Here is a 12,523-nt window from a genome sequence, read left to right as displayed (position 1 = left end):
CAATAGAAATTTAACTAAAAGTATGAATAAATAAATTGATGATGATTTAAGATATATATGAATGTATAAAGAATTAGAGGAAATAATAAGAGATTTTAATAAATGGCAATAATTACAATTACTAATTTAATATATTAGTTAATTATTTTAAATAATTAGTTTCTGCATTTGAAGCAACGGCAATCTCATTAACTATTGAGGCTGTATCTGCTTCGCTTAAGAACAATGACCGCTCTATTTGCCGACGTTTTACCAAGCCTTGCAGCTTAACACCGCCTTTAACGTGAATCCAATGTGGTAATTCATTGGCAGCGTTTAAGTATTCGCCTCGGTTTAACTTTTGCCGTAATGTTGATGCTTGAAACTTCCCGCTACCAAAGTTGAAGATAAAAGAAATTAAGGCGGCTTGTTGCTTAATTAAATTATTAATATTTTAGTTAAACGGTCAAAAGCTTGATTTTATGCTGAGTCTGTCGTTTGATAAGTTTGTAGTAATACTGAAAAATGAAGAATGGCGCACCCGAGAGGAGTCGAACCCCTAACCTTATGATCCGTAGTCATATACTCTATCCAATTGAGCTACGGGTGCTAAGCTTGAAGTACTTATTTCTAAGCCTTATTTCTTGTTGCTAACATACGAAGAAGCATATATAAAAGCATAGCATTTGTCAAGAAACATAGAGTGTTCTTATGTTTCTCTGAATAATAAAATATAAAAAATTACAATTAATAGTTGAATTATCATATTATATATTGTATATAGAGGTTCATAAATTAATATGAGAAAAAAATGAATAAAATAAAATTAATTATAATTTGCTTACTTTGTATTAATATAACTGCACGAGCAGATAATATATCAGAAACTGCTAAAAAAAATTTAGAGGTAATTAATTCTTTAAATGTTGAGGAAAAATGGCAGAAAGGTAATGTAATAAATTGTAAGTCGGGAGAAAATTTATTAGAAGAAACGGAAAAATATAACTCTCCTAAGTTAAAGCGTTTGACTCATTGTAGTTGTTTTGCTTATGCTGCTAGTGCAGCCTTGGGGCTTCCAAATAAGTCTCTACTTCCTCATCCTGAAAGCGATAAAGAATTTATACCTACTTTATCAAATAAGCAAGCTGAGTGGCTTGAAACAGACGGAATAAAAAACGGATGGAATTTTGTTAAAGCAGGAAATCGTGATGATAATTTTATTCAAGCACAAAAATTTGCTAATCAAGGATATTTTGTTGTATCCGTATATAAAAATGCTAACCCAAAAAGAGCAGGGCATATTGCCGTTGTGGTACCAAGTAGTAAGGATATAGAGAAAATAAAGAATGAAGGACCGGACACGGCTCAAGCCGGTAATATTAATTTTTCCTGTAGCTCTTTGAAAAAGGGTTTTAGGAATAAAAAAGATGCCTTTAAAAACAACAAAATAAAATTTTATTATTATAAAATATAACAGATATTAGTAAGGTAACTGGACCGTTTTTATTCTATGTCATTCCTGTTTTTGGGCGTTGTTGCATTGATACCGAATCGTCATTGCGAGCGACTGAAAGGAGCGTGGCAATCTCATCAAATATCCTGAGATTGCTTCGTCAAATACTTCGTAATTTCCTCGCAATAACGGAAAAACTGTTCCATGCAACAACGCCTCGCAGGGAGGTACTGTTGTGTGGATCGGTAAAATCCACTGTGTTACCTAGTTCACTTGACCTATAATACCGGACAGTTTTTGAAAAGACCTCGATGTCATCCCCGCGAAAGCGGGGATCCAGTACTGCCTATCCCCGTCATTGCGAGGAGGCATTTATGCCGACGAAGTAATCTCATGAAATTTAAGAAAGATTGCCACGTCGCTTTTTTTTGGATCCCCGCTTTCGCGGGAATGACATAGAATAGAAATTGTCTGGTACTATGGGCTTGACCACGGGGTTTAGTTAAAAATACTAATGTTGTTGGTATTTTTAGTTATTTTACTGGATACCGTGGACAAGCCACGGTATGACGCGAGTAGCTTTTTTAGTTATTAGCTATTTTAGAGATTTATGCGACAGCTCCTATCCATGGAATTACTGCTTCCATGCTATCGCTACCGGCTAGATCCATTTCGCTGTAGCTTAGTAAGTTATCATAAACAAAATGTCCAACACCTGCTGCTACATTTACTATACCAGCTACATCGTGATATGCACACTCTGCTGCTTTAATCACTGTGCAAGTTGCATTCTTCACAGCTTCTGCTGCATTTTCCGGTGAAGCTACAACTGCTGCTGTGACAAAGGTTGCCATAACTGCTGTAGGATAGTGATAAATAGCACTTGCAGCTGTACCTACTGCAGCTTTTACAACTTCAGGCATAACTATACCAAAGGCATGTCCGGTCATTGCTTCAGCGGCAAATTCTTTGTAAGCACAAAGTCCAAGAACACCTTGAATAGCTGTTTTAGCAGCATAAGTAGCAGTTAAAGTAGCATAAGCTCCACAGCTTGCAGCAGCCGTTGTTGCGTCTGCAAAATGTTTTGTAGCACTTGCAAAGTAGTTAAATGTTGCGTCAGAAACTTTTATTCCTGCATATGTAGTCGAATTATTTACTACTTTGTTTACTACTTCTGATGGTATATTATTAGAATCTGTATTTTTTGAAAAAAATTTAAACATAATTTATCTCCTTTAAAAATTTTGATTAAATTTAATACTTAGTTAAGAAAGTAATAATATATTCCGACTAAATATTATAATGCGTTATTGATAGTTTCTTTTTTGTCTTAGGTGCATTATACACTAATAGCCTGACACATGTCAAGAGGAAATATTAAAAAATTAATAATTATTTAGTTAAAAATACATTGATGATTTTTCTGTGAGGGACCTGGTGTTACACGGATCTATGTCATTCCTAGCTAAAAGCGGGAAGGTGTTGTTGAGTGGATATCTAATCGTCATTGCGAGGAGCGAAGCGACATGGCAATCCAGCAAAAATAATTAAAAAAATTCTGATTTACAGAATTTTTTACTAGATTGCTTCGTCGAATTACTACGTAATTCTTCTCGCAATGACGGAAAACCAATCGACGCAACAACGCTCGCTTACAATGACGATTTAGGTATCCACGCAGGTAATGCCTCGTGGGATAGTAAGCCACGGTATGACATTGAATAAGAAAATAAAAATTTTATCTACTATTACCCTGACCTTTGCCAGTTGATTTATTAGTAGGGCTAGACGATGGAGTAGGAGGTTGTTTAGTTTTATGAATCGGTTTATTGCCTTTAAATTGGTTTATTAATTTTTCTGCTATAGCGTTAATGGGGTTTTTGCTAGCAACATTTAAGTTTTTTGTTACGATTGTTTTTGTAAGAGTAGTGTTAGGAGTAGAGGATTTTGAAATAGGCTTTGTTTGGGGAGCCGGTGTTTCAATAGAGCTTGCATAACCTTGATGAGTCCTTTTTAGCTCTTGTTTTGGGTTAGATTCTGAAAAAGGTGTAAAATCTTGGTATGGTTTATTTACTTCACCTTGTTGTCTTTTTGGTGTATTCAAAACATTGTGTGTTGCCTGATGTTCGCTGTCGCTTATTTGTTTACCAACTTTATTAAATTTTGTCTTATCTTCTATTGACATAAATCCCCTATATTTAATGTCTGTTATTTTATTACACCATTATTTATTCAGTCAAACAAGTTAATTAAAATTAAGTTAAGTTAAAATATTAGTTAGAAATATTAAACTGTTACTTTGAAGATACTCTATATTGTAGACAAAGTCTTTACATACTTTATAATAAACCAAATGTAGAAATAGAAGATGCATATGAGTGATAAGTTAGATTCTTATGAACAAGATATTGAAGATAATTTTGAAAAACAGCAAACAATTGATGATAAAGATGAAATAGCTTTATTGCAAAAGGCTGCAAAAATACATGTAAGTAAAATGTCTATAGGAAAAGCAAAAAAGGAATTTTTTAAAAAATAAGAAATAATATATGAGTTTTATAGAAGAATTTATAAATAAAGGATATTTCCATCAATGTACCGATTTGGATCGGTTAACTACTATAACGAAAGAAACAAAAATAGCGGCTTATATAGGCTTTGACTGTACTGCTACCTCGCTACATATTGGTAGTTTAATGCAGATAATGATATTACGGTTACTTCAGCAGCATGGACATAAGCCTATTGTAATTATCGGCGGCGGTACGAGTAAAATCGGTGATCCTACTTGGAAAGACGAAGCTCGCAAAATCTTAAGTAAAGAAGACATCGCTAAGAATGCTGAAGGGATTAAAAAATCTTTATCGAAATTTATCAAGTTCGGCGAAGGTGAAAGTGATGCTATAATGCTGGATAACACAGAGTGGTTAGATTCCCTTAATTATTTAGATTTCCTACGGGATTTCGGTAGTTATTTCTCGGTAAACCGTATGCTAACTATGGATTCAGTAAGGCTAAGGCTTGAGCGTGAGCAGCATTTAAGCTTTTTAGAGTTTAACTATATGTTGTTGCAAGCATATGATTTTTACTATTTAAGCAAGCATTATAATTGCAGCCTGCAGCTTGGCGGTAGCGATCAGTGGGGTAACATTGTAATGGGAGCGGATTTAATCCGTAAAATAAGCGGCAAAGAAGTATTTGGTATGACGACGCCGCTACTTACGACCGCTTCCGGTGCTAAAATGGGTAAAACTGCGGCGGGAGCAGTGTGGCTCAATGAAGATTTGCTAAGCCCATATGATTATTACCAATATTGGCGTAACTGCGAGGATGCCGACATAGTTAGATTTGCCAAATTATATAGCGAGTTAACTCAAGAAGAGCTTAATAAGTTTGAAAGTTTAGCGGCTGAAGATATTAATGCAGCTAAAAAACAGCTTGCTTATGAGCTAACTAAGCTTTGTCATTCGGAGCAGGCAGCAAAATCAGCTTTAGAAACTGCGGTAAAGATATTTGAAGAAGGGCAAATCGATGAGAATTTACCTACCGTTGTTTTAGAGCAGGAAGTATTACAAGCAGGTATTAGTGCGTATGAGTTATTTCATGAAGCAGGTCTTGCTAGTTCTAAGTCAGAAGCACGCAAACTTATAAGAGGGAAAGGTGCTAAAATAAATGATGAGGTGGTTGCAGATGAGAATATGATAATTAATACTACTTTCCTACTCGATAAAAATGTTATAAAGCTCTCTGCCGGTAAAAAAAGACATATATTAGTTAAGGTTTGAATATTTTTCTAGATTGCCATGCTCCCTTCAGTTGCAACATTATTGTATGGCTCAAATATATTACGTCTAATTGAAACTGCAACTTTCAATTAGACAAATTGTATATTTTCTATCTAATGAACCCCTATAACATAAGTTAAATTCAAATTTAAAAAGTAATGACTAAAATAAGGCTTGATGAATATTTGCTGCAAAAAGGTTTTGTAACAGATATTACTATAGCACGAAGCTTGATTATCCAAGGTAAAGTACATAATAAGCATGAGCAGTTAATTAAGCCCGGAATACAGGTTAATATAAATGATACCGACATTAAGGTAAAGCTACCTCAGCATAATTATGTTTCAAGAGGAGCATTAAAGTTAATTGCTGCTTTGGATTATTTTAAAATTGATCCTGAAAATTTAGTTTGTATTGATATCGGTAGTAGCACCGGCGGTTTTACCGAAGTATTACTTGAACGTAAAGCAAAATTAATTTTTGCCGTAGATGTCGGTTATGGCGAACTTCATCTTAAATTACGTGACAATCCACAAATTAAAGTGCTTGAGAAGACTAATGCACGATATTTAACCGATAAGCAAATAACAACGAAGCCTGATTTAATTGTTTGCGATGCAAGCTTTATTAGTTTAACTACTATATTACCGACTCCACTAAATTTAGCTAAAGAAGATTGCATGCTTATTGCTTTAATAAAACCGCAGTTTGAGGTCGAAAAGCATGAAGTAGAGCAGGGAGGAATTATTAAAAATCCTCTCTTACATCAAAAAGTATGCGATAAAATCAAAGATTGGCTTGAAAAAGAGCATAATTTTAAAATATTTGGTATTATAGAAAGTCCAATACTAGGAGCTAAGGGAAATAAGGAGTTTTTAATATGCGGAAAAAGAAAAAATGGTTATTTTTTATCCTCAATTTGAATTGTTTTAGTAATCATTGCATCTTCTAATGTATAATTATTCAATGTTTTTATAAATGCTTCACTTGCCTTTTTAATAAAATGTTTAAATTGGCATGAATTTGTAATTCTACAGCTATTAGTATTTTTATTGAAACATTCTACTATATCCATATTAGGTTCTAATTTTTCTATTATATCTCCCAACTTCATGGAAGAAGGGCTAAATGCTAGCTTAATTCCTCCTCCTTTTCCTTTACTACTATTAATATATCCTAATTGTGCTAATCTGTGGATCACTTTTACCAAATGATTAAGGGAAATATTATAGTACTCTGATATCTCTTTTACACTACAAACTCTTTCCGGTTTTGAAGCAAGATATATAAGGCTACGTAATCCGTAGTCAGTAAAACTTGTTAACTGCATAAAAATATAAAGATCTTGTTCTGATCAGCGGCGGGTCGGGAGAAAGTCATTCTATTTCTAGAATTAATAGTATAACAAATGAAGAAAATGTTAAGCTTCCTGCCGTTATTCACTCTACTAAAAATAAAAACAGTGACACATTTCAATTAGATGCAGCTGTAAAAAAATTAACTGATATTGCAGCAATATGCGATACTGAAATTCACTATGATAAATTTTATACTCAAGATAGTTATAATAATATTAATGAGAACGATAATATACATTATCATACCGGTGGAATAGCTGAAGAATTTTTATTAGGTATGTTAAAAGGCAAAACCTATGAAATTTGCGGTCTTCATTCTTTTAACAATCATGTGCAACATATATTAGAAGAGAAAATGGGGGTTATGTATACTCAGATTCATATAGAAGAATTTTGTTCATCAGGAGGAGACTATGATCCATCTCTAAGCGGACAAGATGGGTTATCAAGTATTTGCCCATTTATAAATATGTAGTTTTACAAAAATATAAAGTTAAATATTGCTTATATATTCTAATTAGTGTATTTTCGTTACGGATAAGCATTATAAAAATTATAGATAGGTGGGTTTATCCCACCTTTTTTGTTATAAACATCAAATATGCAAATTATTGAACAACAAATAACAAACGTAATAGAAGAATCCTTGACTGATATGGGATTTGAGTTAGTTCTTGTTAAGTTTAAAGGTGTTAACCCTAAAGTAGTCGAGATATTAATTGATAGCTTAAACGGTGAAAAAATATCTGTGGAAGATTGTACTAAAGCAAGTAGGACTATCTCCGCTATTCTAGATGTTGAAGATTTAATAGAAGATGCATATTCTTTAGAGGTAGCATCAAGCGGTCTTGAACGTCCGTTAGTAAAGTTTGAAAATTATAATAGATTTTTAGGAAGAGAAGTTAAAATCAAACTTAAAGAATTATTGAACGGCAAAACTCGTTATCAGGGTAAAATAATTAAAGCCGAAAATAATAAAATATATTTAAAATGTGAAGAACAAGAAGTACTAATTGATTATGATTTAATTAAAAATGCTAATCTAGTTTTAACTGAAGAAGTATTTAAAAAATTACTAGGTTCTGTGAAGGTTTCTAATTGATTGGCTATTTTGAGGTATTTTTAAAAAATAACCAAAATTAAATCTTTTTAGAAATTGTACGCAAGAACCTAAAGCAATAAGAGATAATGTATGTCTAATATAGGTAATGTAGAAATTTTACAAATTATAGATTCTGTAGCTCGTGAGAAGGGAATATCAAAAGAAATTTTGATTTCAACGGTTGAACAAGCGGTACAAGTAGCAGGACAAAAAAAATACGGTAATGAATATAATATTAAAGCTCAGATAAATAGGAAAACCGGTGAGATAAATCTTTTAAGGATCTTAAAAATAGTAGAAGATGTAGAAGATTACTTAACGCAAATCTCACTTGAAGAAGCTTTAATAAAGAATCCAGAAGCTAAAATCGGTGATGAGATATATGAATATTTACCGCCGATTGATCATGCTAGAGTATCGGCTCAAGCTGCAAAACAAGTTATAACTCAACGTGTTATAGAAGCTGAACGTGAAAAACAATATCATGACTTTAAAGATAGAAAAGGCGAAATTATAAACGGTATAGTTAAGAGAATAGAATACGGTGATATAATAGTTGAATTGAGTCATGCTGAAGCAATAATAAAAAAAGATCAATTAATTAAGGGTGAGAATTTTAAACCTAATGATCGTATAAAAGCATATGTACAGGATGTAAGGCAAGAAACAAAAGGACCGCAGATTTTCTTGTCTAGAGTAGATAACCAGATGCTAGTTAAACTATTTAAGCTAGAAGTACCTGAAATTCTTGAAGATATTATTCAAATAAAATCAGTAGCACGTGATCCCGGTTCAAAAGCAAAAATAGCGGTATTTGCTTCGGATAGTAGTATAGATCCCGTAGGCTCATGCGTAGGTATTAGAGGTAATAGAGTAAAAGTCATAACAAATGAGTTAAACGGAGAGAAAATTGATATAGTATTATGGAGTAATGACCTTGCACAGTTTATAGTTAATGCTCTTGCACCGCTTGCACCCGGGGAAATTACAAAAATTTTGATTGATGAGGATAGGCATAAGGTAGAAGTAGTAGTTTCGCAAGAAAATCAAAGTATTGCAATAGGTAGAAGAGGGCAGAATGTTCGTTTAGCTTCTAAGCTTACAGGTTGGAATATCGATATAATGACCGAAGAGCAAGAATCAAAAAGAAGAAACGAAGAATTCTTAACTTCTACGGAATTATTTATGGAAGCTTTAGATGTTGAAGAAGTTATAGGTCAGCTTTTATCGGTAACGGGATTTAATTCGGTAGAGCAAATCGCAACTAGTGAAGTTAGTACTTTAACAAGAATCGAAGGCTTTGAGGAAGAACTTGCCGTAGAGATCAAAAATCGAGCTATTAATTACGTCGACCTTAAGAATGAAAAGATTATCAAAAAGCTAGAGGATCTGGGAGTTGAGCAAGAATTAATAGATATATTAGAATTACCGCTTGAATTAATATTAAAATTTGCCGAATATGGTATAAAGACCATAGAAGATTTAGGAGAGATGAGCGTAAATGAATTTAAAAATTTAGCTCCAAATTCTAATATAACGGACGAAAATATTAAATTGCTGATTAAAACTGCTAGACAGCATGGTGAATTAAAGGATAGTTAGAGGATGGGGGTATTGTTCTTGCGTAGCATTGTTGCGTGGATATCGCCCCGTCATTGCGAGCAGTCGTAGACTGCGTGGCAATCTCATGAAATAATAACAAACTCCTGAGATTGCTTCGTCAATTGCTATGCAATTTCCTCGCAATGACGGGGCGATATCCACGCAGCCTACGGCTACTCGTAATGACAAGAAAAAACTGATCCATGCGGGCAACATTTCTGCGGGAATGACATAATATAATAAGTAGTAGACGGAAAAAACAGAAACACAAAGGTTTTAAATATGACGGATAACCAGGAAATCAAACCCAAAAAGTTGACACTTGGCAATTCAAAATTATCGCTTAATAAGTCTTTTGACTCTCTTACAGGAGCTCAAAGCTTTGTTAATGCTAAATCTAAAACGCTAGTAGAAGTTAGAAAAAGCTCTACCGGTAGTACTACTACCCTTTCATTAAATAAAGAAAGAAATAGCTTAGATCAAACTGTTATTGATGCTAATAAGGAAGAATTTAACAGACGTTTATCTATTCTTAAAAAAGCTGCTGAGCAATCTAAATTAAATGACCCTTCACAAATAAGCACTTTAAGTAAACTTGCAAGTATTAACCAGTCTGCTAACTCAAAAATAGAACCGCTAGAAACTGATAAAGAAGTTGAACAAAAACAGCAAAATACCGAAGAAAATAAAGTAGAAGTTAGTGCTAAAATCGTTCAAGATAATGAAGATATACCGTCACAAATATCTAAAAAGAAAGAAGAATCTTTTGTAAAATCTCCTTTAGTAGGAATGCGAACACGTTACGGGATAGAATCAGAGAAAGAATTAGATAAAACAGCAGATAATAAAGTAGTCGCACCAAAAATTAAGCTAGAAGAACCGAAAAAATTCAAAAAAGCCGATCTTTTCAATATGCTTGGCGACGACGAAAGCGGCAGCGGCAGAACTAGAAGTCTTGCTTCTATAAAAAGAGCTAGAGAAAAAGAAAAGCGTAAATTAGTATCACAAGCACCTGAGAAAGTATATAGAGAAGTGACGATACCGGAAGTTATCGGAGTCGGCGATCTTGCAAATGCTATGTCTGAAAGAGTGGCTGATGTAATTAAAGAATTAATGAAGCTCGGTATTCTTGCAAATGCCAGCCAAACAATAGATGCCGATACGGCGGAACTAGTTGCAACAAATTTAGGGCATACGGTAAAAAGAGTTCAAGAATCGGATGTTGAAAATGTTTTAATTAGTGATGATAAGGTTGAAAATTTGAGAACGCGTGCTCCGGTTGTTACAGTAATGGGGCATGTAGATCACGGTAAAACATCATTACTTGACGCTCTTAAATCTACGGATATTGCTGCAAGTGAAACTGGAGGAATTACCCAGCATATCGGGGCTTATAGAGTAACTCTTGCAGACGGTAGAGCGATTACTTTTATTGATACTCCGGGGCACGAGGCTTTTTCGGAAATGCGGTCAAGAGGTGCTAAAGTAACGGATATAGTTATTATAGTGGTCGCAGCAGATGATGGAATCAAAACGCAAACGGTTGAGGCAATTAATCATGCGAAAGCAGCGGGCGTTCCTATAATTGTAGCTATTAATAAGATTGATAAGCCTGATATTGATATTGAGCGTGTAAAGAACGAATTATATGTCCACGAAATTATAGGCGAAGAGGCAGGTGGTGACGTTATGGTTATTCCTATCTCGGCATTAAAGAAAATTAACTTAGATAAACTTGAAGAAGCGATTTTATTAATTGCAGAAATGCAGGATTTAAAAGCGAGTCCTTTCGGTTCGGCTGCCGGTGTTGTAATCGAGTCAAAAATCGAAAAAGGAAGAGGAACGCTAACCACTATATTAGTTCAGCGAGGTACTTTAAGAAACGGTGATATTATAATAACCGGTACTTCTTACGGTAAAGTTAAAAAGATGACTAATGATAAGGGACTAGAAATAGTGGAAGCAACACCGTCTGTTCCTGTAGAAATTCAAGGCTTAAACGAAGTACCTTTTGCCGGTGATAAATTTAACGTAGTACAAAATGAGAAACAAGCAAAAGATATAGCTGAATATAGAATGCGTCTTGCTAAAGAAAAGAAAATATCTATTGCACCGCGTTCAAGTTTAGAAGATTTGTTTTTAAAAGCTTCCGGTAATAGTAAAATTAAGGAATTACCTTTAATTATTAAAGGTGATGTCCAAGGGTCGGTTGAAGCTATTTCAGGTAGCTTATTAAAATTACCGAGTGATGAAATAAAGCTTCGTATACTTCATAGCGGCGTAGGTCCGATAACGGAATCCGATGTATCTCTTGCACATGCTTCTTCAGCTATTATTGTCGGCTTTAACGTTAGAGCAGGGGCAAATGCTTTAACTGCCGCAGAAAAAGAAAAAGTCGATATTAGATATTATAGTATAATATATAATTTAATTGATGACGTAAAAGCCATTATGAGCGGTATGCTTGATCCGATCGTTAGAGAGCAATATATCGGAAGCGTAGAAATTAGACAAATATTTAATATTACCAAAGTCGGTAAAATTGCCGGTAGCTATGTAACTAAAGGGATTATTAAGAAAGGAGCGGGCGTACGCTTATTACGTGATAATGTAGTCATTCATGAAGGAAAGCTCAAAACTTTAAAACGCTTTAAAGATGAAGTTAAAGAAGTTAGAGAAGGATATGAGTGTGGTATAGCATTTGAAAATTACGAAGATATTAGAGAAGGAGACACAGTTGAAGTTTTTGAGCTAGTTCAAGAACAGAGACAATTATAGTAGAATTGTTAATACCATGACTTGGTTTTTCCGTCATTGCGAGGAAAAATTGAAAATTTTGACGAAGCAATCTCGTGCCAAAATTTTAAGATTGCTGCGTTCTTTTCAGTTGCGACGTCGCCCGCCATGGCTCGTTTATGTCATTCCTGCTTCCGAGCGTTGTTGCACGGTTCAAGAAAAGTGTTCAATGTCATTCCTGCGAAAGCAGGAATCCAGCATAAATCGAGCTTTTAATTTAAAAAATTTGCTGTATTTATATTTTTTTTGGATTCCCGCTTTTGCGGGAATGACATAAACAAGCCATGCAGGCAACGCCCTGTTTCCGCGGGAATAACATTTAGTAGAATATCCCTCTTTGGTAAATAATCAATTTTAAGCAAAATATAATAAAAAGTTAATAATTATTAGCCTTTATCTTGACCTCCTCATAATTTCTATTATAATGCAACGCTGATTATTATAATAA

Annotated in this window: 12 protein-coding genes, 1 tRNA gene and 1 pseudogene; 7 read left to right on the top strand and 7 right to left on the bottom strand. The window is 34.0% G+C overall.

Annotated elements, in window-relative coordinates; genetic code table 11:
* Positions 1-142: 142 nt before the first annotated feature.
* A complete protein-coding gene (locus BN1174_RS07695) occupies positions 143-388 on the bottom strand; it encodes a lysozyme (RefSeq protein WP_052454709.1) in 246 nt (81 codons plus the stop codon).
* A gap of 124 nt (positions 389-512) precedes the next feature.
* Positions 513-589 (bottom strand) — tRNA-Arg (locus BN1174_RS01085).
* A 201-nt stretch (positions 590-790) separates the two neighbouring features.
* Between BN1174_RS01085 and BN1174_RS01080 the strand changes: the two genes are divergently transcribed.
* Complete coding sequence (locus BN1174_RS01080; protein WP_040255884.1) at positions 791-1,453, top strand: hypothetical protein; 663 nt, start codon at positions 791-793, stop codon at positions 1,451-1,453.
* A 39-nt stretch (positions 1,454-1,492) separates the two neighbouring features.
* Here the strand turns inward: BN1174_RS01080 and BN1174_RS12170 are convergent, their stop codons facing one another.
* From BN1174_RS12170 to BN1174_RS01065, 3 genes are all read right to left on the bottom strand, one after another.
* Entirely contained in the window at positions 1,493-1,618 is a 126-nt protein-coding gene (locus tag BN1174_RS12170; RefSeq protein WP_269378705.1) for a hypothetical protein, read from the bottom strand.
* Positions 1,619-2,040: 422 nt separating this feature from the next.
* Positions 2,041-2,655 carry a hypothetical protein gene (locus BN1174_RS11280; RefSeq protein ID WP_231555713.1) on the bottom strand — a complete coding sequence of 205 codons (615 nt, stop codon included), beginning with the start codon at positions 2,653-2,655 and terminating at the stop codon, positions 2,041-2,043.
* A gap of 515 nt (positions 2,656-3,170) precedes the next feature.
* Entirely contained in the window at positions 3,171-3,617 is a 447-nt protein-coding gene (locus BN1174_RS01065; protein ID WP_231555712.1) for a hypothetical protein, read from the bottom strand.
* A 189-nt stretch (positions 3,618-3,806) separates the two neighbouring features.
* Here BN1174_RS01065 and BN1174_RS10540 point away from each other — a divergent pair.
* The 3 genes and pseudogenes from BN1174_RS10540 to BN1174_RS01055 form a co-directional block, all read left to right on the top strand.
* Positions 3,807-3,929: pseudogene (locus tag BN1174_RS10540) on the top strand (CopG family antitoxin); the annotation flags it as partial.
* 52 nt (positions 3,930-3,981) lie between these two features.
* A complete protein-coding gene (gene tyrS / locus BN1174_RS01060; protein WP_040255882.1) occupies positions 3,982-5,217 on the top strand; it encodes a tyrosine--tRNA ligase in 1,236 nt (411 codons plus the stop codon).
* Between the two features lie 158 nt (positions 5,218-5,375).
* Positions 5,376-6,140: a TlyA family RNA methyltransferase gene (locus BN1174_RS01055; protein WP_040255880.1), complete on the top strand. Its 765-nt coding sequence runs from the start codon at positions 5,376-5,378 to the stop codon at positions 6,138-6,140.
* On the opposite strand, the gene BN1174_RS01050 is transcribed toward BN1174_RS01055, so the two are convergent.
* A complete protein-coding gene (locus BN1174_RS01050) occupies positions 6,119-6,547 on the bottom strand; it encodes an Rrf2 family transcriptional regulator (protein ID WP_040255878.1) in 429 nt (142 codons plus the stop codon). The two genes, BN1174_RS01055 and BN1174_RS01050, sit on opposite strands and share 22 nt — an antisense overlap.
* A 629-nt stretch (positions 6,548-7,176) precedes the next feature.
* On the opposite strand from BN1174_RS01050, the gene rimP reads away from it, so the two are divergent.
* The gene (gene rimP, locus BN1174_RS01040) at positions 7,177-7,677 is read left to right on the top strand and encodes a ribosome maturation factor RimP (RefSeq protein WP_040255876.1); all 501 of its coding nucleotides are present in this window, start codon (positions 7,177-7,179) and stop codon (positions 7,675-7,677) included.
* A gap of 90 nt (positions 7,678-7,767) precedes the next feature.
* The gene (gene nusA / locus BN1174_RS01035; RefSeq protein WP_040255874.1) at positions 7,768-9,279 is read left to right on the top strand and encodes a transcription termination factor NusA; all 1,512 of its coding nucleotides are present in this window, start codon (positions 7,768-7,770) and stop codon (positions 9,277-9,279) included.
* On the opposite strand, the gene BN1174_RS08225 is transcribed toward nusA, so the two are convergent.
* The gene (locus BN1174_RS08225; protein ID WP_156138424.1) at positions 9,265-9,468 is read right to left on the bottom strand and encodes a hypothetical protein; all 204 of its coding nucleotides are present in this window, start codon (positions 9,466-9,468) and stop codon (positions 9,265-9,267) included. The genes nusA and BN1174_RS08225 overlap by 15 nt on opposite strands.
* Positions 9,469-9,561: 93 nt before the next feature.
* On the opposite strand from BN1174_RS08225, the gene infB reads away from it, so the two are divergent.
* Entirely contained in the window at positions 9,562-12,057 is a 2,496-nt protein-coding gene (gene infB / locus BN1174_RS01030; RefSeq protein WP_040255872.1) for a translation initiation factor IF-2, read from the top strand.
* Positions 12,058-12,523 lie beyond the last annotated feature (466 nt).

The sequence above is a fragment of the Rickettsia hoogstraalii genome (assembly GCF_000825685.1).
Taxonomy (GTDB): domain Bacteria; phylum Pseudomonadota; class Alphaproteobacteria; order Rickettsiales; family Rickettsiaceae; genus Rickettsia; species Rickettsia hoogstraalii.
Note: the sequence above shows the minus strand (reverse complement) of the source record. Positions and strands in the feature narration are given on the sequence as shown.